34 protein-coding genes are annotated in these 23,840 nt (G+C 52.8%); 31 read left to right on the top strand and 3 right to left on the bottom strand.

Annotated elements, in window-relative coordinates:
* Positions 1 to 14 precede the first annotated feature (14 nt).
* Complete coding sequence (locus PAG01S_RS19575; RefSeq protein WP_062759611.1) at positions 15 to 1,919, bottom strand: ABC transporter ATP-binding protein; 1,905 nt, start codon at positions 1,917 to 1,919, stop codon at positions 15 to 17.
* Between the two features lie 112 nt (positions 1,920 to 2,031).
* Between PAG01S_RS19575 and kefG the strand changes: the two genes are divergently transcribed.
* From kefG to slyD, 4 genes are all read left to right on the top strand, one after another.
* Positions 2,032 to 2,583 (top strand): glutathione-regulated potassium-efflux system ancillary protein KefG, encoded by a 552-nt coding sequence (gene kefG, locus PAG01S_RS19580; protein ID WP_010253037.1) that lies wholly within the window; start codon positions 2,032 to 2,034, stop codon positions 2,581 to 2,583.
* Entirely contained in the window at positions 2,584 to 4,389 is a 1,806-nt protein-coding gene (gene kefB / locus PAG01S_RS19585; RefSeq protein ID WP_010253035.1) for a glutathione-regulated potassium-efflux system protein KefB, read from the top strand.
* A gap of 23 nt (positions 4,390 to 4,412) precedes the next feature.
* Entirely contained in the window at positions 4,413 to 4,607 is a 195-nt protein-coding gene (locus tag PAG01S_RS19590; protein ID WP_010253033.1) for a YheV family putative zinc ribbon protein, read from the top strand.
* A 197-nt stretch (positions 4,608 to 4,804) separates the two neighbouring features.
* Positions 4,805 to 5,371 carry a peptidylprolyl isomerase gene (gene slyD, locus PAG01S_RS19595; RefSeq protein WP_010671583.1) on the top strand — a complete coding sequence of 189 codons (567 nt, stop codon included), beginning with the start codon at positions 4,805 to 4,807 and terminating at the stop codon, positions 5,369 to 5,371.
* A 95-nt stretch (positions 5,372 to 5,466) separates the two neighbouring features.
* Here slyD and PAG01S_RS19600 read toward each other — a convergent pair whose 3' ends face one another.
* Positions 5,467 to 5,685, bottom strand: coding sequence for a SlyX family protein (locus PAG01S_RS19600; RefSeq protein ID WP_010253031.1), 219 nt, complete (start codon positions 5,683 to 5,685; stop codon positions 5,467 to 5,469).
* A 269-nt stretch (positions 5,686 to 5,954) separates the two neighbouring features.
* Here PAG01S_RS19600 and fkpA point away from each other — a divergent pair, with 269 nt between their 5' ends.
* The 11 genes from fkpA (at position 5,955) to bfr (ending at position 14,195) form a co-directional block, all read left to right on the top strand.
* Positions 5,955 to 6,800 carry an FKBP-type peptidyl-prolyl cis-trans isomerase gene (gene fkpA, locus PAG01S_RS19605; protein ID WP_010253030.1) on the top strand — a complete coding sequence of 282 codons (846 nt, stop codon included), beginning with the start codon at positions 5,955 to 5,957 and terminating at the stop codon, positions 6,798 to 6,800.
* A gap of 166 nt (positions 6,801 to 6,966) precedes the next feature.
* Entirely contained in the window at positions 6,967 to 7,689 is a 723-nt protein-coding gene (locus tag PAG01S_RS19610; protein ID WP_010253029.1) for a helix-turn-helix transcriptional regulator, read from the top strand.
* Positions 7,689 to 8,075: a sulfurtransferase complex subunit TusD gene (tusD, locus tag PAG01S_RS19615; RefSeq protein WP_010253028.1), complete on the top strand. Its 387-nt coding sequence runs from the start codon at positions 7,689 to 7,691 to the stop codon at positions 8,073 to 8,075. Before PAG01S_RS19610 ends, tusD begins: the two co-directional genes overlap by 1 nt.
* Positions 8,075 to 8,434 (top strand): sulfurtransferase complex subunit TusC, encoded by a 360-nt coding sequence (gene tusC, locus PAG01S_RS19620; protein WP_010253027.1) that lies wholly within the window; start codon positions 8,075 to 8,077, stop codon positions 8,432 to 8,434. Before tusD ends, tusC begins: the two co-directional genes overlap by 1 nt.
* A gap of 9 nt (positions 8,435 to 8,443) precedes the next feature.
* Entirely contained in the window at positions 8,444 to 8,731 is a 288-nt protein-coding gene (gene tusB, locus PAG01S_RS19625; RefSeq protein ID WP_010253026.1) for a sulfurtransferase complex subunit TusB, read from the top strand.
* Between the two features lie 124 nt (positions 8,732 to 8,855).
* Positions 8,856 to 9,230 carry a 30S ribosomal protein S12 gene (gene rpsL / locus PAG01S_RS19630; RefSeq protein WP_003852912.1) on the top strand — a complete coding sequence of 125 codons (375 nt, stop codon included), beginning with the start codon at positions 8,856 to 8,858 and terminating at the stop codon, positions 9,228 to 9,230.
* A 96-nt stretch (positions 9,231 to 9,326) separates the two neighbouring features.
* A complete protein-coding gene (gene rpsG, locus PAG01S_RS19635) occupies positions 9,327 to 9,797 on the top strand; it encodes a 30S ribosomal protein S7 (protein ID WP_062759612.1) in 471 nt (156 codons plus the stop codon).
* A 90-nt stretch (positions 9,798 to 9,887) separates the two neighbouring features.
* Positions 9,888 to 12,002 carry an elongation factor G gene (gene fusA, locus PAG01S_RS19640; protein ID WP_010253020.1) on the top strand — a complete coding sequence of 705 codons (2,115 nt, stop codon included), beginning with the start codon at positions 9,888 to 9,890 and terminating at the stop codon, positions 12,000 to 12,002.
* A 68-nt stretch (positions 12,003 to 12,070) separates the two neighbouring features.
* Positions 12,071 to 13,255: an elongation factor Tu gene (tuf, locus tag PAG01S_RS19645; RefSeq protein ID WP_010253018.1), complete on the top strand. Its 1,185-nt coding sequence runs from the start codon at positions 12,071 to 12,073 to the stop codon at positions 13,253 to 13,255.
* 171 nt (positions 13,256 to 13,426) lie between these two features.
* On the top strand, positions 13,427 to 13,621 hold the full coding sequence (gene bfd, locus PAG01S_RS19650; RefSeq protein ID WP_010671585.1) for a bacterioferritin-associated ferredoxin: 195 nt from the start codon (positions 13,427 to 13,429) through the stop codon (positions 13,619 to 13,621).
* Between the two features lie 100 nt (positions 13,622 to 13,721).
* A complete protein-coding gene (gene bfr, locus PAG01S_RS19655; protein ID WP_010253012.1) occupies positions 13,722 to 14,195 on the top strand; it encodes a bacterioferritin in 474 nt (157 codons plus the stop codon).
* On the opposite strand, the gene PAG01S_RS19660 is transcribed toward bfr, so the two are convergent.
* Complete coding sequence (locus tag PAG01S_RS19660) at positions 14,182 to 14,955, bottom strand: prepilin peptidase (RefSeq protein ID WP_062759613.1); 774 nt, start codon at positions 14,953 to 14,955, stop codon at positions 14,182 to 14,184. The two genes, bfr and PAG01S_RS19660, sit on opposite strands and share 14 nt — an antisense overlap.
* A gap of 393 nt (positions 14,956 to 15,348) precedes the next feature.
* Here PAG01S_RS19660 and rpsJ point away from each other — a divergent pair, with 393 nt between their 5' ends.
* From rpsJ to rpsN, 16 genes are all read left to right on the top strand, one after another.
* The gene (rpsJ, locus tag PAG01S_RS19665; RefSeq protein WP_001181005.1) at positions 15,349 to 15,660 is read left to right on the top strand and encodes a 30S ribosomal protein S10; all 312 of its coding nucleotides are present in this window, start codon (positions 15,349 to 15,351) and stop codon (positions 15,658 to 15,660) included.
* A gap of 32 nt (positions 15,661 to 15,692) precedes the next feature.
* Positions 15,693 to 16,322, top strand: a complete 630-nt coding sequence (rplC, locus tag PAG01S_RS19670) for a 50S ribosomal protein L3 (protein ID WP_003850712.1) — start codon at positions 15,693 to 15,695, stop codon at positions 16,320 to 16,322.
* Between the two features lie 10 nt (positions 16,323 to 16,332).
* A complete protein-coding gene (gene rplD / locus PAG01S_RS19675) occupies positions 16,333 to 16,938 on the top strand; it encodes a 50S ribosomal protein L4 (protein WP_003850711.1) in 606 nt (201 codons plus the stop codon).
* Entirely contained in the window at positions 16,935 to 17,237 is a 303-nt protein-coding gene (rplW, locus tag PAG01S_RS19680; RefSeq protein ID WP_003850708.1) for a 50S ribosomal protein L23, read from the top strand. Before rplD ends, rplW begins: the two co-directional genes overlap by 4 nt.
* 17 nt (positions 17,238 to 17,254) lie before the next feature.
* Positions 17,255 to 18,076 (top strand): 50S ribosomal protein L2, encoded by an 822-nt coding sequence (gene rplB, locus PAG01S_RS19685; protein ID WP_008927137.1) that lies wholly within the window; start codon positions 17,255 to 17,257, stop codon positions 18,074 to 18,076.
* A 16-nt stretch (positions 18,077 to 18,092) separates the two neighbouring features.
* Positions 18,093 to 18,371 (top strand): 30S ribosomal protein S19, encoded by a 279-nt coding sequence (gene rpsS, locus PAG01S_RS19690; protein WP_001138115.1) that lies wholly within the window; start codon positions 18,093 to 18,095, stop codon positions 18,369 to 18,371.
* Between the two features lie 13 nt (positions 18,372 to 18,384).
* Positions 18,385 to 18,717: a 50S ribosomal protein L22 gene (gene rplV / locus PAG01S_RS19695; protein ID WP_008927136.1), complete on the top strand. Its 333-nt coding sequence runs from the start codon at positions 18,385 to 18,387 to the stop codon at positions 18,715 to 18,717.
* 17 nt (positions 18,718 to 18,734) lie between these two features.
* Positions 18,735 to 19,433: a 30S ribosomal protein S3 gene (rpsC, locus tag PAG01S_RS19700; RefSeq protein ID WP_009087585.1), complete on the top strand. Its 699-nt coding sequence runs from the start codon at positions 18,735 to 18,737 to the stop codon at positions 19,431 to 19,433.
* 12 nt (positions 19,434 to 19,445) lie between these two features.
* The gene (gene rplP / locus PAG01S_RS19705) at positions 19,446 to 19,856 is read left to right on the top strand and encodes a 50S ribosomal protein L16 (protein ID WP_008927134.1); all 411 of its coding nucleotides are present in this window, start codon (positions 19,446 to 19,448) and stop codon (positions 19,854 to 19,856) included.
* Complete coding sequence (rpmC, locus tag PAG01S_RS19710; RefSeq protein WP_003850146.1) at positions 19,856 to 20,047, top strand: 50S ribosomal protein L29; 192 nt, start codon at positions 19,856 to 19,858, stop codon at positions 20,045 to 20,047. Before rplP ends, rpmC begins: the two co-directional genes overlap by 1 nt.
* Entirely contained in the window at positions 20,047 to 20,301 is a 255-nt protein-coding gene (rpsQ, locus tag PAG01S_RS19715; RefSeq protein WP_003850147.1) for a 30S ribosomal protein S17, read from the top strand. The genes rpmC and rpsQ overlap by 1 nt, the downstream gene beginning before the upstream one ends.
* Positions 20,302 to 20,659: 358 nt before the next feature.
* Positions 20,660 to 22,012, top strand: a complete 1,353-nt coding sequence (locus tag PAG01S_RS19720; protein ID WP_033772970.1) for an 8-oxoguanine deaminase — start codon at positions 20,660 to 20,662, stop codon at positions 22,010 to 22,012.
* A 248-nt stretch (positions 22,013 to 22,260) separates the two neighbouring features.
* A complete protein-coding gene (gene rplN, locus PAG01S_RS19725) occupies positions 22,261 to 22,632 on the top strand; it encodes a 50S ribosomal protein L14 (RefSeq protein WP_062759614.1) in 372 nt (123 codons plus the stop codon).
* Between the two features lie 10 nt (positions 22,633 to 22,642).
* Positions 22,643 to 22,957, top strand: coding sequence for a 50S ribosomal protein L24 (gene rplX, locus PAG01S_RS19730; protein WP_003850150.1), 315 nt, complete (start codon positions 22,643 to 22,645; stop codon positions 22,955 to 22,957).
* A gap of 14 nt (positions 22,958 to 22,971) precedes the next feature.
* Complete coding sequence (gene rplE / locus PAG01S_RS19735) at positions 22,972 to 23,511, top strand: 50S ribosomal protein L5 (RefSeq protein WP_003850155.1); 540 nt, start codon at positions 22,972 to 22,974, stop codon at positions 23,509 to 23,511.
* 14 nt (positions 23,512 to 23,525) lie between these two features.
* Positions 23,526 to 23,831: a 30S ribosomal protein S14 gene (gene rpsN / locus PAG01S_RS19740; RefSeq protein WP_008927132.1), complete on the top strand. Its 306-nt coding sequence runs from the start codon at positions 23,526 to 23,528 to the stop codon at positions 23,829 to 23,831.
* The last annotated feature ends 9 nt before the right edge of the window (positions 23,832 to 23,840 follow it).

Here is a 23,840-nt window from a genome sequence, read left to right on the forward strand (position 1 = left end):
GCGGGGAGATTTTTTTATGAGGCCATAATCTGTTCGAGCTGTTCCTGCGCTTCCAGCCACGCCATCTCCACCTCTTCCAGCGCAGATTTGCTCTCCGCCTGACGCTGCAGCGCGGTGGTCAGGTCCGCTTTACGGCTCTGTTCATAGATAGCGCTGTCTGAGAGCTGAGCTTCGGCTTCGGCCAGCTGGCTCTGCCATTTGCTCATCTGCTTTTCCAGCTTCTCTATCTCTTTGCGCAGCGGTTGCGTCTGGGTGCGCAGTTCAGCATCACGACGCTTCTGGTCTTTACGCGCCTGGGCACTGTTGCCGTTATCCTGCTTCGGCGCGGCATCCTGTTGCGCCTGCTGCTTCTGCAGATCGCTCAGCCACTTCTGATAATCTTCGAGATCGCCTTCAAACACATCCACTTTGCCATCATGCACCAGATAGAGATCGTCGGTGGTCGCGCGCAGCAGATGTCGGTCGTGCGATACCACGACCAGCGCACCTTCGAAGTCGATCAACGCTTCGGTCAGCGCCTGGCGCATATCGAGATCGAGGTGGTTGGTGGGTTCATCCAGCAGCAGCAGGTTAGGGCGCTGCCAGACAATCAGCGCCAGCACCAGTCGCGCTTTCTCTCCGCCGGAGAAGCGCTCAGTGATTTCAGTGACTTTATCGCCGCGGAAATCGAAGCCGCCCAGATAGTCGCGCAGCTGCTGTTCCAGCACCTCAGGCGCAATACGCGACAGATGCTGCAGCGGTGACTCATCAGCTCGCAGATACTCCAGCTGATGCTGAGCGAAGTAACCGAGCTTGATCCCTTTCGCCAGACCCATCTTGCCGTCCATCGCCTCCAGCTCACCCGCCAGCAGCTTAATCAGGGTCGATTTACCGGCACCGTTACGTCCCAGCAGGCCGATGCGCGAGCCGGGGACCAGGTTGAGCTTGATGGCGTCGAGAATAATACGGTCGCCATAACCCGCAGTGACCTTCTCCATCTTCATCAGCGGATTAGGCAGGTTCTCCGGCTTGCGGAAAGTGAAGCTGAATGGGTTATCGACATGGGCGGGCGCAATCATCTCCATGCGCTCCAGCATCTTGATGCGGCTCTGCGCCTGCTTCGCCTTGGTGGCCTGGGCACGGAAGCGATCAATGTAGCTGTGCAGGTGCGCCACTTTCTCCTGCTGGCTCTCATACAGCGACTGCTGCTGAGCCAGTTTGGCGACGCGCTGCCGCTCAAAGGAGCTGTAGTTGCCGGTATATTCGAACATCGACTCCTGTTCGATATGAATAATTTTGTCGATGACGGGATCGAGGAAATCACGATCGTGCGAAATCAGAATCAGCGTGCCTTCATAACTCTTCAGCCAGCGCTCCAGCCAGATCACCGCATCGAGATCGAGGTGGTTGGTCGGTTCATCCAGCAGCAGCAGATCGGAACGGCAAATCAGCGCCTGTGCCAGGTTGAGGCGCATGCGCCAGCCACCCGAGAAGTCGCTGACCGGGCGTTGCAGCTGTTCCTGACTGAAGCCCAGACCATGCAGCAGGCTTGAGGCGCGCGCATGGATGCTCCACGCCTGCACCGCGTCCAGCTTGCCATGCAGCAGCGCGATGGCATTGCCATCGTCACGCAGATTGGCGTCCGCCAGTTCTGCCTCAAGCTGGCGAAACTGGCGATCGCCATCAATCACGTACTCCAGCGCGGCTTTATCCAGCGCAGGGGTTTCCTGATTCACCCAGGCCAGCGCCCAGTGACTGGGGAAAGTGACGGTACCGGCATCGCTGGTGATTTCACCTTTTAACAGCGACAGCAGCGTGGATTTTCCACAGCCGTTTTTACCCACCAGCCCGACCTTCTGGCCGGGATTAATGGTGGCGGTGGCATTGTCGAGCAGGACGCGGATGCCGCGGCGAATTTGTAAGGCTGAGAAGACAATCATGTAAGCGCCGTATCGTCAGAATATGTTAATTTACTGGCAACATAATGAGATTTTGCTGCGTCGTGCATGGTAGCGGAAAACCGCACCAATGACGACGCTTTGGAGGGAAAGGATGTCGCAGCCACCCAGGGTTTTGCTGCTTTATGCTCATCCGGAATCACAGGATTCGATCGCCAATCGGATTCTGCTGCAGCCGGCTCAGGCACTGGAACACGTTACCGTGCACGATCTGTACGCAACCTATCCGGATTTTTTTATCGATATTCACCATGAACAACAGCTGCTGCGTGAACATGATGTCATCATTTTTCAGCATCCGCTCTATACCTATAGCTGTCCGGCGCTGCTGAAAGAGTGGCTGGACAGGGTTCTGTCGCGCGGTTTCGCCAATGGCGTGGATGGCAATGCGCTTGAAGGAAAGTACTGGCGCAGTGTCGTCACCACCGGAGAACCGGAAAGTGCCTTCAGACATCAGGGTCTGAACCGCTATTCGCTCAATGACATTATGCGTCCTTTTGAGCTGACTGCGCAGATGTGCCGTATGCACTGGATGCCGCCGATGATCGTCTACTGGGCGCGTCGTCAGAGTCCTGAATTAATGAAAAATTACGCCCGCGCCTATGGCGACTGGCTGGCGGCACCGCTGCCGAATGGAGGGGTATAGATGGAAGGGCAAACGCTGCTGACCGCCGGGGTGATTTATCTGGTCGCGGCGGTATTGATTGTACCGGTGGCGGCGCGCCTCGGTATTGGTGCAGTTCTGGGCTATCTGGTGGCGGGTATCGCTATCGGCCCGTGGGGATTAGGCTTTATCAGCGACGTCGACGAGATTCTGCACTTCTCTGAGCTCGGCGTGGTGTTCCTGATGTTTATTATCGGGCTGGAGCTGAACCCGGCAAAGCTGTGGGCGCTGCGCCGCTCCATTTTTGGCGTCGGCGCGGCGCAGGTGATCTTCTCAGCGGCGATTCTGGGCGGCTTATTGTGGCTGACCAACTTTAGCTGGCAGGCGGCGATCATTGGCGGGATTGGTCTGGCGATGTCCTCGACCGCTATGGCCCTGCAGCTGATGATGGATAAAGGCATGAACCGCAGCGAAGCGGGGCAACTGGGCTTTTCAGTGTTGCTGTTTCAGGATATCGCGGTGATCCCAGCCCTGGCGCTGATCCCGCTGCTGGCCGGAACCGACAGCGGTCATATCGACTGGATGAAGGTCGGCATGAAAGTACTGGCGTTTGCCGGCATGCTGGTAGGCGGACGCTATCTGCTGCGGCCTATCTTCCGTTACATCGCTGCGTCGGGCGTGCGCGAAGTCTTTACCGCCGCTTCGCTGCTGCTGGTGCTGGGCTCGGCGCTGTTTATGGATGCGCTGGGTCTGTCGATGGCACTGGGGACCTTTATTGCCGGGATCCTGCTGGCGGAGAGCGAGTACCGGCATGAGCTGGAAGTCGCCATCGACCCGTTTAAAGGTTTACTGCTGGGCCTGTTCTTTATTTCGGTTGGCATGGCGCTCAACCTCGGTGTGCTCTATACCCATATTGTGACCATCCTGCTGGGCGTCGTGACGCTGGTGGCGGTGAAAACGCTGGTGCTCTATCTGCTGGCGCGCATTTATGGCTTGCGCAGCTCTGAGCGGCAGCAGTTCGCTGGCGTACTGAGTCAGGGGGGCGAGTTCGCCTTTGTGCTCTTTTCCGCGGCCTCCTCGGCAAAGCTGTTCTCTGGCGATCAACTGCCGATGCTGCTGGTGACGGTAACCCTGTCGATGATGACCACGCCGCTGCTGATGAAGGGAATCGATCGTCTGCTGGCACGCCGCTTCAATGAGCCGGATGACGAGGCAGAGAAACACTTTGTCGAAGACGATCAGCCGCAGGTGATTGTGGTGGGCTTTGGTCGCTTCGGGCAGGTCGTGGGGCGTTTGCTGATGGCGAATAACAAACGCATCACCGTGCTTGAGCGCGATATCAGTGCAGTCAGTCTGATGCGGAAATATGGCTATAAGGTCTATTACGGCGACGCCACCGAACTGGAGTTGCTGCGGGCCGCCGGTGCGGCCAGCGCTCAGGCGATTGTGATCACCTGTAACGAGCCCGAAGATGTGATGACGATTGTACATCTGTGCCAGCAGCATTTTCCGCAGTTGCAGATTCAGGCGCGCGCCCGGGGCCGTGTAGAAGCGCATGAACTGCTTCAGGCGGGCGTCACGCAGTTCTCGCGTGAGACCTTCTCCAGTGCGCTGGAGCTGGGACGTAAAACGCTGATGACGCTGGGGATGCATCCGCATCAGGCGCACCGCGCCCAGCAGTATTTCCGCCATCTTGATATGCGGATGCTGCGCGAGCTGATGCCCAATCTCTCTGAAAGCGCGCAGGCTTCGCGCGTCCGTGAAGCGCGGCGCGAACTGGAAGATATCTTCCAGCGCGAAATGCAGCGCGAAAAGCGGCAGATCGACGGCTGGGACGATGATGAATAACCTCTTTAAACAGGCAGAAGCTAATGCGTAAACGTTTTATTGCTGGTGCGACATGCCCGCACTGCCAGGAGAAGGACACGCTGGCAATGTGGCGTGAAAATAATGTCGATGTGGTGGAGTGCGTGAAGTGTGGTCACCAGATGCGTGAGGCCGATAAGCAGGCGCGCGATCAGGTTCGCACTAATGAGCAGGTTATCGGTATTTTTCATCCTGAGTAGCGGAATGGCGCAGCTTTTTTTACGCCTGGACTTACAGCGGGATTGAATTCCGTTACAATTGTCGCCATTAACGCTGTAGTCGCAAGAGAAAGTGAAAACCCTCTTGTACTCAGCCCCGAACCTTTCTGGTTGGTGTTATTGCACGAAAGAATAGACCAATGAGACGGGATCTCAGCTCTCAACGGTTAGGAGATATCATGAAAGTAGCAAAAGACCTGGTGGTAAGCCTGGCCTATCAGGTACGTACAGAAGACGGCGTGTTAGTTGACGAGTCACCGGTGAGTGCACCGTTAGACTACCTGCACGGTCATGGTTCCCTGATTTCTGGTCTGGAAAATGCGCTGGAAAACCACATTGCCGGCGACAAGTTTGACGTGCATATCCCGGCAAACGATGCCTACGGTCAGTATGACGATAACCTGGTGCAGCGCGTTCCTAAAGACGTCTTCATGGGCGTTGACGAACTGCAGGTTGGCATGCGCTTCCTGGCAGAAACCGATCAGGGCCCGGTACCGGTAGAAATCACCGAAGTGGAAGATGATCACGTCGTGGTTGATGGTAACCACATGCTGGCGGGTCAGAACCTGAACTTCAACGTTGAAGTGGTTGCTATCCGCGAAGCCACGCCGGAAGAACTGGCTCATGGCCATGTTCACGGTGCAGATGGCCATCATCATGACCACGATCACGGCCATGATCACGACCACGACCATGATCAGGGTAAAGGCGGTTGTGGCACTGGCGGCTGCGGCTGCAGCCACTAAGTCTCAACAGACCTTTCAAGGCCACCCTCGGGTGGCCTTTCTTTTGGCGCGCATTCTGGTTCTGCCCGGATAAGCCGGGGCCAGATAGCCCGCGATCAGTAGTGCGGTGGTGGCGTCTCTTCAGATTGTGAGGCGACGATCGATGGCGCATTCGCTTTGAGCTTGTCGGTTAAAATGCGCATCTGCTCACGCATCTTATTCATCTCCAGCTCGTGCTGAACGACCGCGCTGTTCAGCTGATCGATAGTCATCTCCTGAAAGGCCAGTTTGCTCTCCAGCGTCTCCAGACGCTGTTCCCACTCAGATTGTTGCATGACCTGTTCCTCTGTTAAGGTGCGACTCGGGGCGTGATTCTACGATCTGAATGCCAGGAATCACCTGTTTTTTTCACGCCCGGAGGCGTTGCGCTTGAAAAAAGGCAGCGCGGCATCATCTCTGATGAAACTTCCCGATGTTATAAAGGTCGGAGGTTAACCGGGTAATTACATTGTGGGAGTGTTCGACACTGCCACGTAAAGTTATAGTGTGGACCCTGAAGTCCGCAATGTTTCCCGAGGTTAGACGCTTCGGTTTTGGAGAATGGATGAAATCACTGTTTAAAGTCACATTGTTAGCTACCACCATGGCTGTTGCGCTGAATGCTCCGCTGGCAATGGCGGCAGATACCGCTGCGGCGCCACAGGCTGCACCAGCCGCCGCGCCACAGTCTGCGCCTCAGGCACCGAAAAATGCTGCCTTCAAAGATGAAGACCAGCAGTCGGCCTACGCGCTGGGTGCTTCGCTGGGTCGCTACATGGACAACTCCCTGAAGGAGCAGGAAAAACTGGGCATCAAACTGGATAAGCAGCAGCTGATCGCTGGTGTTCAGGATGCATTTGGTGGCAAGAGCAAACTCTCTGATGAAGAGATTGAGCAGACGCTGCAATCCTTTGAAGGCCGCGTGAAAGGCGCAGCCTCAGCGAAAATGGAAAAAGATGCGAAAGAGAACTCTGAAAAGGGCGAAGCTTACGCAACCAAATTTGCTAAAGAGAGCGGCGTGAAGAAAACCGAAAGCGGCCTGCTGTATAAAGTTGAGAAAGAGGGTACCGGCGACGCACCTAAAGACAGCGATACTGTAGTGGTAAACTACAAAGGTACGCTGATTGACGGTACTGAATTCGATAACTCTTATACCCGTGGCGAGCCACTTTCATTCCGTCTGGATGGTGTCATCCCGGGCTGGACTGAAGGTCTGAAGCACGTGAAGAAAGGCGGCAAGATCAAGCTGGTTATCCCACCAAATCTGGCTTACGGCAAAAATGGCGTTCCGGGCATCCCGGCTAACTCCACCCTGGTGTTTGATGTCGAGCTGCTTGATATCAAACCAGCGCCAAAGGCAGATGAAAAAGCACAGGCTCCAGCGCCTGCTGCTGCAGAAAAAGCGCAGTAATCTGCTGACCGCCGCCTCCGGGCGGCGGTTTCATTTCGGCTTCACGACAAACCTCTGGCATAAGCCGACGACATTTGCCAGACTAATGCCTGCCTAATTATCCCAATATTGAGTCTGCCCATAAGCCGCTGTGACAGGCTCCAGCCATTCAGGGTGATACTCTTCAATGTCTAATCCATTCAATCCGGGTGAACTGAGCGACTTCGATCTTCTGGAGCAGCGCCCGTTCGAACAAAGTGATTACGATATTCTGAAATCGTACGAGGCTGTCGTGGATGGCCTGGCGATGTTGATCGGTTCGCATTGTGAAATTGTCCTGCATTCGCTTGAAGATCTTAAGTGTTCGGCCGTGCGTATCGCTAATGGTGAACACACTGGACGTAAAGTCGGTTCGCCTATTACCGATTTAGCCCTGCGTATGCTGCATGATATGCATGGCGCGGACAGTAATGTCTCCCGTGCCTACTTCACACGTGCCAAAAGCGGCGTGCTGATGAAATCAGTCACGATTGCGATTCGTAACCGTCAGCAGCGGGTCATTGGCTTGCTCTGCATCAACATGAACCTTGATGTGCCGTTCTCACAGATCATGTCGACCTTTATGCCGCCCGAGATGCAGCAGGTTGACTCCAACGTCAACTTCGCCAGTTCGGTAGACGATCTGGTGATGCAGACGCTGGAGTTCACCATTGAAGAGGTGAGTGCTGATCGTAATGTATCGAACAACGCCAAGAATCGTCAGATTGTGCTGAACCTGTATGAGAAGGGGATCTTCGACATCAAGGATGCCATCAACCAGGTGGCCGATCGGCTGAATATTTCCAAACACACCGTCTATCTCTACATCCGTCAGTTTAAAAATGGCGACTTCCAGGGGCAGGAGCGGTAATGCGTTACACCCTGCTGGTCACCGGACCGGCTTACGGTACGCAACAGGCGACCAGTGCCTGGCTGTTTGCCCGCGCACTGCTGACGGCAGGCCATCAGCTTGACAGCGTTTTCTTCTATCGCGAAGGGGTGCTGAACGCTAACCAACTGACGTCGCCCGCCAGTGATGAGTTTGATCTGGTGCGCGCGTGGCAGACATTGCATCAGGAGCAGGGTGTGGCACTGAATATTTGTGTGGCGGCCGCGCTGCGTCGTGGCGTCAGCGACCAGCAGGAAGCGGCACGACTCCAGCTGGCGGGCAGTAACCTGCAGCCGGGCTTTACCCTGAGTGGGCTGGGCGCGCTGGCGGAAGCGGCGCTGAGCTGTGAACGCATGGTGCAGTTCTGATGAATCGGGTCGCGTTTGTCTTTACCCGGGCGCCGCACGGCAGCAGCGCAGGACGTGAGGGGCTGGATGCCGCGCTGGCCACGGGCGCGCTCAGTGAGGATATCGGCCTGTTTTTTATCGGTGATGGCGTGCTGCAGCTTAATCTGCACCAGCAACCTGAGACGATTAAGAGCCGTCACTATGCCGCGACCTTTGGCGTGCTGGCACTGTATGAGATTGAACACTGCTATCTCTGCCGGACATCGCTGATAGCGCGTGGATTAGAGGTTGACGCTGACCGGTTGCTGGATGTTACGCTACTGGACGCGCCGGCGCTGCGACAGACGCTGGCCAGCTACGATCGCATTCTTACTTTTTAAGAGACGTTAATGCTGCATACGTTACTGCACTCACCGGCACACTGTGACCTTGAGAGCCTGCTTTTAATGGCGGGTGCGGGTGATGACCTGCTGCTGTTGCAGGATGGCGTGCTGGCCGCTTTAGCTGGCAGCCACGCATTGATGCGACTGTCAGAGAGCGAAGCGACGCTCTGGGTGCTGGACGAAGATGTCCAGGCTCGCGGTCTCGCTGGACAAATTTCGACCCGTGTGCAGTCAGTAGACTATACTGGGTTTGTCACGCTAACGATCAGGCATCAGCAACAAATGGTCTGGTAATCGGCTAAAACCTGGTTATTTCTTGACACCCCTTTGACTCAGCCCTAAAATTCTGCCTCCTCGTAATTCTACGAGGCGATTTATTACGTGTTTACGAAGCAAAAGCAAATCCAGGAGCTATTTAATGGCAACAGTTAACCAGCTGGTTCGCAAACCACGCGTCCGCAAAGTTGCAAAGAGCAACGTGCCGGCGCTGGAAGCTTGCCCGCAAAAACGTGGCGTTTGTACTCGTGTGTACACCACCACTCCTAAGAAACCAAACTCCGCACTGCGTAAAGTCTGCCGTGTGCGTTTGACTAACGGTTTTGAAGTTACCTCCTACATTGGTGGTGAAGGTCATAACCTGCAGGAACACTCCGTGATCCTGATCCGTGGCGGTCGTGTAAAAGACCTGCCAGGTGTGCGTTACCACACCGTTCGTGGCGCGCTTGACTGCTCAGGTGTTAAAGACCGTAAGCAGGCTCGCTCCAAGTACGGCGTGAAGAAGCCAAAGGCTTAATGGTTCTCCGTTAAGTAAGGCCAAACGTTTTAAATTAAATGTCAAAATAAACTCATAGAGTTTTGGACAATCCTGAATTAACAACGGAGTATTTCCATGCCACGTCGTCGCGTCATTGGTCAGCGTAAAATTCTGCCAGATCCTAAGTTCGGATCAGAGCTGCTGGCCAAATTTGTAAATATCCTGATGGTAGATGGTAAAAAATCCACTGCAGAATCAATCGTTTATACCGCGCTTGAGACCCTGGCTCAGCGTTCAGGTAAAAACGCGCTGGAATCTTTTGAAGTAGCCCTGGAAAACGTGCGTCCGACTGTCGAAGTTAAGTCACGTCGCGTTGGTGGTTCTACTTATCAGGTACCAGTAGAAGTCCGTCCGGTTCGTCGTAATGCTCTGGCAATGCGCTGGATCGTAGATGCTGCTCGTAAACGCGGTGATAAATCAATGGCTCTTCTCCTGGCGAACGAACTTTCTGATGCTGCAGAGAACAAAGGTACAGCAGTTAAGAAACGTGAAGACGTTCACCGCATGGCAGAAGCCAACAAGGCGTTCGCACACTACCGTTGGTAATCACCACGTAGTTGTTAAACCAGCGGGCGCTCAATCAGCCAACCCGCTGGGGTCGACTTACCTTGAACGTCCGAGAATCAGAGGAATCAAATGGCTCGTAAAACACCCATTGCCCGCTACCGTAATATCGGTATCAGTGCGCACATCGACGCCGGTAAGACTACCACTACCGAACGCGTTCTGTTCTACACCGGTGTAAACCACAAAATCGGTGAAGTACATGACGGCGCAGCAACCATGGACTGGATGGAGCAGGAACAGGAACGTGGTATTACCATCACCTCCGCTGCGACCACCTGTTACTGGTCTGGTATGGCCAAGCAGTTTGAACCACACCACGTAAACATTATCGACACCCCAGGACACGTTGACTTCACCATCGAAGTTGAACGTTCTATGCGTGTGCTTGATGGCGCGGTAATGGTTTACTGTGCAGTTGGTGGCGTTCAGCCACAGTCTGAGACCGTATGGCGTCAGGCTAACAAATATAAAGTTCCACGCATTGCGTTCGTTAACAAAATGGACCGCATGGGTGCTAACTTCCTGAAAGTTGTTAAACAGATGGAAGTTCGTCTGGGCGCAACTCCAGTTCCTCTGCAGCTGGCTATCGGCGCAGAAGAGAAATTCACCGGTGTTGTTGACCTGGTGAAAATGAAAGCAATCAACTGGAACGACGCAGACCAGGGTGTAACCTTCGTCTACGAAGATATCCCAGCTGATATGCAGGAACTGGCTGAAGAATGGCATGCGAAGCTGGTTGAAGCCGCTGCTGAAGGCTCTGATGAGCTGATGGAGAAATTCTTCGGTGGTGAAGAACTGACTGAAGAAGAGATCAAAACATCTCTGCGTAAGCGTGTTCTGAACAACGAAATTATCCTGGTAACCTGTGGTTCTGCATTTAAGAACAAAGGTGTTCAGGCGATGCTGGATGCAGTTGTTGAATATCTGCCAGCACCGACTGACGTTACCGCGATCAATGGTATGCTGGACGACGGTAAAGACACGCCGGCTGTTCGTCACTCTGATGACAACGAGCCGTTTGCTGCACTGGCGTTCAAAATCGCTACCGACCCGTTCGTGGGTAACTTAACCTTCTTCCGCGTTTACTCTGGTGTTGTTAACACGGGTGACACCGTGTTCAACCCGGTTAAGTCAAACCGTGAGCGTCTGGGCCGTATCGTTCAGATGCACGCTAACAAGCGTGAAGAGATTAAAGAAGTTCGTGCGGGTGATATCGCAGCTGCGATCGGCCTGAAAGATGTGACCACTGGTGACACCCTGTGTGACCCAGATAACGTCATCATCCTTGAGCGCATGGAGTTCCCGGAGCCGGTAATCTCTATCGCCGTTGAGCCAAAAACCAAAGCTGACCAGGAAAAAATGGGTCTGGCTCTGGGCCGTCTGGCAAAAGAAGACCCATCATTCCGCGTATGGACTGATGAAGAATCTAACCAGACCATCATCGCCGGTATGGGTGAATTGCACCTCGACATCATCGTTGACCGTATGAAGCGTGAGTTCAACGTTGAAGCAAACGTGGGTAAACCACAGGTTGCTTACCGTGAAGCGATTCGCAACAAAGTTACCGATGTTGAAGGTAAACACGCCAAGCAGTCTGGTGGTCGTGGTCAGTATGGTCATGTTGTTATCGACATGTACCCACTGGAGCCAGGTTCGAACCCGAAAGGCTACGAATTTGTCAACGACATCAAAGGTGGTGTGATTCCTGGTGAATACATCCCTGCGGTTGACAAAGGTATCCAGGAGCAGCTGAAATCAGGCCCTCTGGCTGGTTACCCGGTTGTGGATCTGGGCGTGCGTCTGCACTTCGGTTCTTACCACGATGTCGACTCCTCAGAACTGGCGTTTAAACTGGCCGCGTCTCTTGCCTTCAAACAAGGCTTTAAACAAGCGACACCTGTTCTGCTTGAGCCTATCATGAAGGTTGAAGTTGAAACGCCAGAAGAGAACACGGGTGATGTCATCGGTGACCTTAGCCGTCGTCGTGGTATGCTCAAAGGGCAGGAATCTAACGCTACTGGCGTTCAGATTCACGCTGAAGTTCCGTTGTCTGAGATGTTCGGATACGCAACTCAGCTGCGTTCTCTGACCAAAGGTCGTGCTTCTTACTCCATGGAGTTCCTGAAGTATGACGATGCGCCAAACAACGTAGCGCAGGCCGTTATTGAAGCTCGTAGCAAATAAGCTACGGTTTAAATTTGAACTGATGCCTTCACCCAGATGGTGAAGGCACAACGTAAGGAATTATCGCCATGGCGAAAGAGCAATTTCAGCGTAACAAACTGCACGTAAACGTGGGCACCATCGGTCACGTCGACCACGGTAAAACCACCCTGACTGCAGCTATCACCACCGTACTGTCTAAAACTTACGGCGGCCAGGCTCGTGCATTCGATCAGATCGATAACGCACCAGAAGAGAAAGCACGTGGTATCACCATCAACACTTCACACGTTGAGTATGAAACCCCGACTCGCCACTATGCGCACGTTGACTGCCCAGGCCACGCCGACTATGTGAAAAACATGATCACCGGTGCTGCGCAGATGGACGGCGCGATCCTGGTTGTTGCTGCGACTGATGGCCCAATGCCACAGACCCGTGAGCACATCCTGCTGGGTCGTCAGGTTGGCGTTCCTTACATCATCGTGTTCCTGAACAAGTGTGACATGGTTGATGATGAAGAGCTGCTGGAACTGGTAGAGATGGAAGTTCGTGACCTGCTGTCAGCATATGACTTCCCAGGCGACGACACTCCAATCGTTCGTGGTTCTGCTCTGAAAGCGCTGGAAGGCAACCCAGAGTGGGAAGCGAAAATCATCGAACTGGCTGAGCATCTGGACAACTACATCCCAGAGCCACAGCGTGCGATCGACATGCCGTTCCTGCTGCCAATCGAAGACGTATTCTCAATCTCTGGCCGTGGTACCGTTGTTACCGGTCGTGTTGAGCGCGGCATCGTTAAAGTCGGCGACGAAGTTGAAATCGTGGGTATCAAAGATACTGTGAAATCAACCTGTACCGGTGTTGAGATGTTCCGTAAGCTGCTGGACCAGGGTCAGGCAGGCGAAAACTGTGGTGTTCTGCTGCGCGGTATCAAGCGTGAAGACATCCAGCGTGGCCAGGTTCTGGCTAAGCCAGGCTCAATCAAGCCGCACACCCAGTTCGAGTCAGAAGTTTACGTTCTGTCTAAAGACGAAGGTGGTCGCCATACTCCGTTCTTCAAAGGCTATCGTCCACAGTTCTACTTCCGTACAACTGACGTAACCGGCTCAGTAGAGCTGCCAGAAGGCGTTGAAATGGTAATGCCAGGCGACAACATCAAAATGGTTGTTACCCTGATCCACCCAATCGCAATGGACGAAGGTCTGCGCTTCGCAATCCGCGAAGGCGGCCGTACCGTTGGCGCGGGTGTTGTTGCTAAAGTTATCGCTTAATTGTGATATCTGCTGTGGCTGTGTAAATGGCCACTGCAACACAGTAAAAAGAGCACTTCGGTGCTCTTTTTTTTTGCTCTGAAAACGCCATAACCCTGCAAAGGGTGGGTTTGAAATAAAAACGATTCGCATTTACACTATGTACAGAAAATGTACCCGAGTGATGAATCAATGTACGTCTGCCTGTGTAATGCCATCAGTGATAAAACCCTTCGTGAAGTCGTGCGTCGCTATCAGCCCAAATCTATTCAGCAACTGCGCCAGCTTGTGCCGGTCGGCAAGCAATGCGGCAAATGCATTCGTGCTGCGCGTGAAATTATGGATGAAGAGATGCAGCATGCACCACTCTACAAAGAGATAGCCTGACCGACGATCGGTGCGTGAATACCCACAATATCTGTCGCGTTTTTTTGACTTCTTTTTAACCGCATCTACGCTCTAATAAACCAGACGCGGAGGGTTAACAATGAAGGGCGATATCAAAGTTATCAGTCATCTCAACAAACTGCTTGGAAATGAACTGGTTGCTATCAATCAGTACTTTCTTCATGCGCGCATGTTCAAAAACTGGGGTCTGACGCGCCTCAATGATGTGGAATACCATGAATCAATCGATGAGATGAAACATGCCGATAAATATATTGAGCGTATTCTTTTCCTTGAAGGGATCCCAAATCTTCAGGATCTGGGACGGCTCCGTATCGGTGAAGATGTTGAAGAGATGCTGAGTTCAGACCTGAATCTGGAGCTGGAGGGCGCGAAAGACCTACGTGAAGCTATCTCCTATGCTGACAAAGTGCATGACTATGTCAGCCGTGACATGATGATTGAAATCCTGGCTGATGAGGAACATCACATCGACTGGATTGAGACGGAACTTGAGTTAATCCAGAAGATGGGCATCCAGAACTATCTGCAGGCTCAAATCAAACAAGAGTGAATCGGGTCTGCAGCACTATCGTTACCCAGCCCGCAATGGCCAGGAATGGGCCAAACGGCAGCGGGCTGTCCCCCTGAATAAAACCCCGCAGTTGCAGCATCACGATCGACGTCAGCGCCATAACGGTGGCACTCAACGCAATCCAGGGTAATGCCTGCCAGCCACAGCAGGCACCTAACGCTGCGAAGAGCTTGATATCGCCATAACCTAATCCCTCGTACCCCCGCATCTGCCGATAGCTCCAGGCGAGCAGCCACAACGCACAGTAGCCCGCCACAGCACCCCATATCGCCGTTGTTTCGGTTCCGGACAGCGTGGCATGGAATAATCCAGACCAGATCAGCAGATAATTGAGCGGGTCAGGTATACAGAAGTGGCGACGATCGATGGCAGCCACGAGCAGCAAGAGGCCGGAGGCAGTAATAATAAAAATAGCCTCCGCAGAGTGGTCAAAACTCTGCAGCACCAGCAGGCACAGAAGGGCAAACAGCCATTCAATGACAACGCTTTCTGCGCCGAACGCGCGATGACAGAAGCGACACCGCCCTTTTAAGCCAGGCCAGCTTATTAACGGCAGCGCATCTCGCCACAGCAGGCGCTGCTGGCAATGATTACAGTGCGAACCCGGAAAGCAGAGTAGGGCAAACCATTGAGCGGGTGAGAGGGCGGGGGTGAAGCGCTGGCTGGTCAGCGAAAGAAAGCTTCCCAATGCACCTCCGCCTGCGAGTGCAGCAATGTGAGTTATCAGAGTGGGCGACATGATTATGCTCCGGACGAAAGGTTAGATGCACTCTCGTGGGCAACGGGTTCTGTGTCACCTATGAATGAAGAAGGGCGGAAACAGACTCACAACTGAATAACTGATTTATCAGTGATACGGCAGTGCAATGCGACGCACGCTTCACGAACCGGCCACAATTTAATGGGTAAAACCTCAACACGGGTTGCTTCCTGAACAGATTTACGTATAATGCGCGGGCCTGCAGATATTGCAGGCGCGATTCGAGCAGAATCGCAGACGGCTGAAATTTAGGCCGCCTGACAATACTCCCAATTGTGGAGTTATATGCTGAACGATTACACTCTCCCATCAATCGTAATGGGCTCGAGTAGTAATTTTTTTCGTCTATAAAAAGTTTGGAGCTCTGGTCTCATGCAGAACCAAAGAATCCGTATCCGTCTTAAAGCGTTTGATCATCGTCTGATCGATCAATCAACCGCGGAAATCGTTGAGACCGCCAAGCGCACTGGTGCGCAGGTTCGTGGTCCAATCCCGCTGCCAACCCGCAAAGAGCGTTTTACTGTTCTGATCTCTCCGCACGTTAACAAAGATGCGCGTGATCAGTACGAAATCCGCACTCACAAGCGTCTGGTAGACATCGTTGAGCCAACTGAAAAAACCGTTGATGCTCTGATGCGTCTGGATCTGGCTGCCGGTGTTGACGTGCAGATCAGCCTGGGTTAATCAGGTCATCGAGCGATTGAGAGGTTGAAACAATGATTGGTTTAGTCGGTAAAAAAGTGGGCATGACCCGCATCTTCACTGAAGATGGCGTTTCTATCCCCGTCACCGTAATCGAAGTTGAAGCGAACCGCGTTACTCAGGTCAAAGGCCTGGAAAACGATGGTTACCAGGCAATTCAGGTTACCACCGGTGCTAAAAAAGCAAACCGTGTGACCAAACCTGAAGCTGGTCATTTTGCTAAAGCTGGCGTTGAAGCTGGCCGTGGCCTGTGGGAATTCCGCACCGCTGAAGGTGAAGAATACTCTGTAGGTCAGAGCATCAGCGTTGAGATTTTCGCTGAAGTTAAGAAAGTTGACGTAACCGGTACCTCTAAAGGTAAAGGTTTCGCCGGTACCGTTAAGCGCTGGAACTTCCGTACCCAGGACGCTACTCACGGTAACTCCTTGTCTCACCGCGTTCCGGGTTCTATCGGTCAGAACCAGACTCCGGGCAAAGTGTTCAAAGGCAAGAAAATGGCAGGTCAGCTGGGTAATGAGCGCGTAACCGTTCAGAGTCTGGACGTAGTACGTGTTGACGCTGAGCGCAACCTGCTGCTGGTTAAAGGTGCAGTTCCCGGTGCTACCGGTAGCGACCTGATCGTTAAACCAGCTGTGAAGGCGTAAGGGGATAGCAATGGAATTAGTATTGAAAGACGCGCAGAGCGCGCTGACTGTTTCCGAAACTACCTTCGGTCGTGATTTCAACGAAGCGCTGGTTCACCAGGTTGTTGTTGCTTACGCATCTGGCGCCCGCCAGGGTACTCGCGCGCAGAAAACTCGCGCCGAAGTAACCGGTTCAGGCAAAAAGCCATGGCGTCAAAAAGGCACCGGCCGTGCGCGTGCAGGTTCTGTAAAGAGCCCAATCTGGCGTTCAGGTGGTGTGACCTTTGCTGCGAAGCCGCAGGACCACAGTCAAAAAGTTAACAAAAAGATGTACCGCGGCGCGCTGAAAAGCATCCTGTCCGAACTGGTACGTCAAGATCGTCTGATCGTTGTCGAATCATTTGCTGTAGAAGCACCGAAAACCAAGCTGCTGGTACAGAAACTGAAAGACATGGCTCTGGAAGACGTGCTGATCATCACCGGTGAACTGGATGAGAATCTGTTCCTGGCTGCGCGCAACCTGTACAAGGTTGACGTACGTGATGCATCCGGTATCGACCCAGTTAGCCTGATCGCCTTCGACAAAGTCGTTATGACTGCTGATGCAGTTAAGCAAGTTGAGGAGATGCTGGCATGATCCGTGAAGAACGTCTGCTGAAAGTACTGCGCGCGCCGCACGTATCTGAAAAAGCATCTAGCGCGATGGAAAAAACCAATACCATCGTTCTCAAAGTTGCTAATGACGCGACCAAAGCAGAGATCGTTGCTGCTGTTGAGAAACTGTTCGAAGTAGAAGTTAAAGACGTAAACACCCTGGTAGTTAAGGGCAAAGTTAAGCGTCAAGGACAGCGTATCGGTCGTCGTAGCGACTGGAAAAAAGCTTACGTCACCCTGAAAGAAGGCCAGAATCTGGACTTCGCTGGCGGCGCTGAGTAAGTCGGAGGAGAAAGACAATGGCAGTTGTTAAATGTAAACCGACATCTCCGGGTCGTCGCCATGTAGTTAAAGTGGTAAACGCGGAGCTGCACAAGGGCAAACCATTTGCCCCGCTGGTAGAAAAAAACAGCAAATCCGGTGGCCGTAACAACAATGGTCGTATCACTACCCGTCATATCGGTGGTGGTCACAAGCAGGCTTATCGTATTGTTGACTTCAAACGCAACAAAGACGGTATCCCGGCAGTTGTTGAACGTCTTGAGTACGATCCGAACCGCTCTGCGAACATCGCACTGGTTCTGTACAAAGACGGCGAGCGCCGTTACATCCTGGCCCCTAAAGGCCTGAAAGCCGGCGACCAGATCCAATCTGGCGTTGATGCTGCGATTAAAGCAGGTAACACTCTGCCGATGCGTAACATCCCGGTGGGTTCAACCGTGCATAACGTAGAAATGAAACCAGGCAAAGGCGGTCAGATTGCTCGCTCAGCCGGTGCTTACGTGCAGATCGTTGCGCGTGAAGGTTCTTACGTTACCCTGCGTCTGCGTTCAGGTGAAATGCGTAAAGTCGAGTCTGACTGCCGCGCAACACTGGGCGAAGTCGGCAACGCTGAGCATATGCTGCGCGTTCTGGGTAAAGCTGGTGCAGCCCGTTGGCGTGGTGTTCGTCCTACCGTTCGTGGTACCGCGATGAACCCAGTTGATCACCCGCACGGTGGTGGTGAAGGTCGTAACTTTGGTAAGCACCCGGTAACTCCGTGGGGCGTTCAGACCAAAGGTAAGAAGACCCGTAGCAACAAGCGTACCGATAAGTTTATCGTACGTCGCCGTAGCAAATAATATTAGAGGATAAGCCATGCCACGTTCTCTCAAGAAAGGTCCTTTTATTGACCTGCACTTGCTGAAGAAGGTAGAGAAAGCGGTGGAAAGCGGTGACAAGAAGCCTTTGCGCACTTGGTCCCGTCGTTCAACGATCTTTCCTAACATGATCGGTTTGACCATCGCTGTCCATAATGGTCGTCAGCACGTTCCTGTCTTTGTTTCCGACGAAATGGTTGGTCACAAACTGGGTGAATTCGCGCCGACACGTACTTATCGCGGTCACGCGGCTGATAAAAAAGCCAAGAAGAAATAAGTAGGAGGAAGAGATGGAAACTTTAGCTCAACATCGCCACGCTCGTTCTTCTGCTCAGAAGGTTCGCCTTGTTGCTGACCTGATTCGCGGTAAGAAAGTGTCGCAGGCACTGGACATTTTGACCTACACCAATAAGAAAGCGGCTGTACTGGTCAAAAAAGTTCTGGAATCTGCCATTGCTAACGCCGAACACAACGATGGCGCTGATATCGACGATCTGAAAATCACGAAAATTTTCGTTGATGAAGGTCCGACCATGAAACGCATTATGCCGCGTGCCAAAGGTCGTGCAGATCGCATCCTGAAGCGCACCAGCCACATTACTGTGGTTGTGTCCGATCGCTGAGACTCTGGAGACTAGCAATGGGTCAGAAAGTACATCCTAATGGTATTCGCCTGGGTATTGTAAAACCATGGAACTCTACCTGGTTTGCGAACACCAAAGAATTCGCTGACAACCTGGACAGCGATTTTAAAGTACGTCAGTTTTTGACTAAAGAACTGGCTAAAGCATCTGTCTCTCGTATCGTTATCGAGCGTCCAGCGAAGAGCATCCGTGTGACTATTCACACCGCTCGTCCGGGCATCGTTATCGGTAAGAAAGGCGAAGATGTAGAAAAACTGCGCACGGTCGTCGCGAATATCGCTGGCGTTCCTGCACAGATTAATATCGCCGAAGTCCGCAAGCCGGAACTGGACGCGAAACTGGTAGCTGACAGCATCACTTCACAGCTGGAGCGTCGTGTGATGTTCCGTCGTGCTATGAAGCGTGCAGTTCAGAACGCCATGCGTCTTGGCGCGAAGGGTATTAAAGTCGAAGTTAGCGGCCGTCTGGGTGGCGCCGAGATCGCACGTACCGAATGGTATCGTGAAGGTCGCGTGCCATTGCACACACTGCGTGCTGACATTGACTACAACACCTCTGAAGCGCACACCACTTATGGTGTAATCGGCGTTAAGGTATGGATCTTCAAAGGTGAGATCCTGGGTGGTATGGCTGCTGTTGAACAACCGGAACCGGCTGCTCAACCTAAAAAGCAGCAGCGTAAAGGCCGTAAGTAAGGAGAGTCGCTGATGTTACAACCAAAGCGTACGAAATTCCGTAAAGTGCACAAAGGCCGTAACCGCGGTCTGGCTGCGGGTACGGATGTCAGCTTCGGTACTTTCGGTCTGAAAGCTGTTGGCCGTGGTCGTCTGACTGCTCGTCAGATCGAAGCAGCACGTCGTGCTATGACCCGTGCAGTTAAGCGTCAAGGTAAGATCTGGATCCGAGTATTCCCGGACAAACCGATCACCGAGAAGCCGCTGGAAGTGCGTATGGGTAAAGGTAAGGGTAACGTAGAGTATTGGGTTGCCCTGATCCAGCCTGGTAAAGTCCTGTATGAAATGGACGGCGTACCAGAAGAGCTGGCCCGTGAAGCATTCAAGCTGGCAGCAGCAAAACTGCCTATCAAAACCACCTTTGTAACTAAGACGGTGATGTAATGAAAGCAACTGAGCTGCGTGAAAAAAGCGTTGAAGAGCTGAACACTGAGCTGCTTAATCTGCTGCGTGAGCAATTTAACCTGCGCATGCAGGCAGCATCTGGCCAACTGCAGCAGACTCATCTGCTGAAACAGGTTCGCCGTGATGTTGCACGCGTTAAGACTTTACTGACTGAGAAGGCGGGTTCGTAATGACCGATAAAATCCGTACTCTGCAGGGTCGTGTAGTAAGTGACAAAATGCAGAAATCTGCAGTTGTTGCTATCGAACGTTTCGTGAAACACCCGATCTACGGCAAATTCATTAAACGTACGACCAAGCTGCACATCCATGACGAGAACAATGAATGTGGAATTGGTGACGTGGTAGAAATCCGCGAATGCCGTCCACTGTCCAAGACTAAATCCTGGACCCTGGTTCGCGTAATCGAGAAAGCTGTTCTGTAATAAGAATCGTTTTTTCTGAGGAAACCCTCTGCTTCGGCAGGGGGTTTTTTTTTGCCTGCGATTCGGGCTTGATCCATTTGTGCCCGTGGCAATACGGATTTGATGGTGCTCACAAATTCAGGGGCTTGCAGGGATTAAGCTGCCTCTCTTCAGGCGAGGTGGCCTGAAAACGCCAGGCTATAAACGCCGGGGTTATCATAACTGTACAAGGAAATGTGCCGTGAAAATGGAGAGTCATGACCGCTTACGCCGGTCACTGTTAAAATTGCCACTGTTAGCTGCGTTACCTGCGATTAGCTCTGCCAAAAGCTTGCCGCTATTATCGGGTAACACACAACCACTACCCACAGGCAATAGCATGGAACGAACTCTGTTACTGAAGAATGCTGAATGTGTGGTCTGCATGGATGCTGACCGTAGGGAAATAGGTAACGCCTCTATTCTGATAAAAGGAAATAAGATCCTTGCAGTCGGGGAAGCACGCTCGTTACCTGATAGCGCGGATGAGATCATCGATCTGCGAGGACATATTGTCATCCCTGGCCTGATCAATACGCATCACCACATGTATCAGAGCCTGACCCGCGCTATTCCTGCAGTGCAAAACGGCGAGCTCTTTAACTGGCTGACCCACCTCTATCCACTGTGGCAGAATCTGACGCCTGAGATGATTCATATCTCAACACAGATCTCCATGGCCGAGTTAATGCTCTCCGGCTGCACCACTACCAGTGACCATCTCTACGTCTACCCGAATGGCTGTAAGCTTGACGACAGTATTGAGGCTGCAGCCTTAATGGGCATGCGTTTCCATGCGAGCCGGGGCAGCATGAGCGTCGGTAAGTCCCTGGGTGGCTTACCACCCGATGCGCTGGTAGAGGATGAAGCCGCCATTCTTAAAGATACGCAGCGTGTGATTGAGCGCTACCATGATGACAGCCACGGTTCGATGTTACGCATCGTGGTTGCGCCATGTTCGCCGTTTTCAGTCAGCCGTGAGCTGATGAAGCAATCCGCAGCGATGGCACGCAGCTTCAATGTCTCTATGCATACCCATCTGGCGGAGAACGACAGCGATATTCGTTATAGCCGTGAAAAATTCAATATGACGCCAGCACAGTATGTTGAAGACCTCGGCTGGGTAGGACCGGATGTCTGGCATGCACACTGCGTCAAACTGGATCAGCATGGCATAGAACTCTTTGCACGTACCGGTACCGGCGTCGCGCACTGTCCCTGCTCGAACATGCGTCTCGGTTCCGGTATTGCGCCGATACGCCATATGTGTGATGCCGGCGTACACGTGGGTATGGGTGTGGATGGCTCAGCCTCCAATGACAGCTCAGACATGATGGCCGAAGTTCGTCAGGCGATGCTTCTGCAACGCGTTGGCTTCGGCCCGGATGCGATGACGGCACGTCAGGCACTGGAACTGGCGACGCTGGGTGGAGCAAAGGTGCTAAACCGCGATGATGTGGGCACCATTGCGCCGGGCATGATGGCCGATCTGGCCATTTTTGACCTGAATCGAATTGGACTTGCCGGGGCAGGGCACGATCCTGTAGCCGCCCTGGTGTTCTGTAATCCGGGACAGGTTGCCTATAGCATCATTAACGGAAAAGTCCGGGTACGGGACGGACAAGTGGCCGGAATTGAACTGCCAGCCGTGTTGCGTCAGCATAACCAACTGGCCAGGAAACTGGCTGGTTGAGTCAGAAGGGCACTTTATTTGGGAGGCGACGAAAAATAAGGCAGATTACATTTGCTACTGTTCGCACTATTCCCTAGAATACGCCCTCCCTGTCATCAGGGGAAATCAGCGGCTCGATTGAGAGCCGTTTATTTTTTCTACCCATCTGTGAGAACCGGTGTTACAATGCCGCGCCCTCAATTATGGGGCTTTCTAACGACCTGAGGTTTAGGTCCCGAAGTAGTAGTTGACATTAGCGGAGCACTAAAATGATCCAAGAACAGACTATGCTGAACGTCGCCGACAACTCCGGTGCACGTCGCGTAATGTGTATCAAGGTTCTGGGTGGCTCGCACCGTCGCTACGCAGGCGTCGGTGACATCATCAAAGTTACCATCAAGGAAGCAATTCCGCGTGGTAAAGTCAAAAAAGGTGATGTCCTGAAGGCGGTAGTGGTGCGCACCAGGAAGGGTGTTCGTCGCCCGGACGGTTCTGTCATTCGCTTCGATGGTAATGCATGCGTTATTCTGAACAATAACAGTGAGCAGCCTATCGGTACGCGTATTTTTGGGCCGGTAACTCGTGAACTTTGTACTGAAAAGTTCATGAAAATTATCTCTCTGGCACCAGAAGTACTCTAAGGAGCGAACAATGGCAGCTAAAATCCGTCGTAACGACGAAGTTATCGTGTTAACCGGTAAAGATAAAGGTAAGCGCGGCAAAGTTAAGAATGTCCTGTCTTCTGGTAAGGTCATCGTTGAAGGTATCAACCTGGTGAAGAAACATCAGAAGCCGGTTCCGGCTCTGAACCAACCAGGTGGCATCGTTGAAAAAGAAGCTGCTATTCAGGTTTCTAACGTTGCACTGTTCAACGCGGCAACTGGTAAGGCTGACCGTGTAGGCTTTAGATTCGAAGACGGCAAAAAAGTCCGTTTCTTCAAGTCTAACAGCGAAACTATCAAGTAATTTGGAGTAGTACGATGGCGAAACTGCATGATTACTACAAAGACGAAGTAGTCCAGAAACTCATGACAGAGTTTGGCTACAATTCTGTCATGCAAGTCCCTCGGGTCGAGAAGATCACCCTGAACATGGGTGTTGGTGAAGCGATCGCTGACAAGAAACTGCTGGATAACGCAGCAGCTGACCTGGCAGCAATCTCCGGTCAAAAACCGCTGGTCACCAAAGCACGCAAATCAGTTGCAGGCTTCAAAATCCGTCAGGGCTATCCGATCGGCTGTAAAGTAACTCTGCGTGGCGAGCGCATGTGGGAGTTCTTTGAGCGTCTGGTCACCATTGCTGTTCCACGTATCCGTGACTTCCGTGGCTTGTCCGCTAAGTCATTCGATGGTCGTGGCAACTACAGCATGGGTGTACGTGAGCAGATCATCTTCCCAGAAATCGACTACGACAAAGTCGATCGCGTTCGTGGTTTGGATATCACCATTACCACTACTGCGAAATCTGATGATGAAGGCCGTGCTCTGCTGGCTGCCTTTGACTTCCCGTTCCGTAAGTAAGGTAGGGTTACTTAATGGCTAAGCAATCTATGAAAGCACGCGAAGTTAAGCGTGCAAAATTAGCAGACAAATTCTTCGCTAAACGCGCTGAACTGAAAGCGATCATCTCTGATGTGAACGCTTCCGACGAAGATCGTTGGGATGCTGTTCTGAAGCTGCAGAGTCTGCCGCGTGATTCCAGCCCTTCGCGTCAGCGTAACCGCTGCCGTCAAACAGGTCGTCCGCACGGTTTCCTGCGGAAGTTTGGGTTGAGCCGTATCAAGGTCCGCGAAGCCGCCATGCGCGGTGAAATCCCGGGCCTGAAAAAGGCTAGCTGGTAATTGTCACCA

The organism is Pantoea agglomerans NBRC 102470, assembly GCF_001598475.1.
Classification (GTDB): Bacteria; Pseudomonadota; Gammaproteobacteria; order Enterobacterales; family Enterobacteriaceae; genus Pantoea; species Pantoea agglomerans.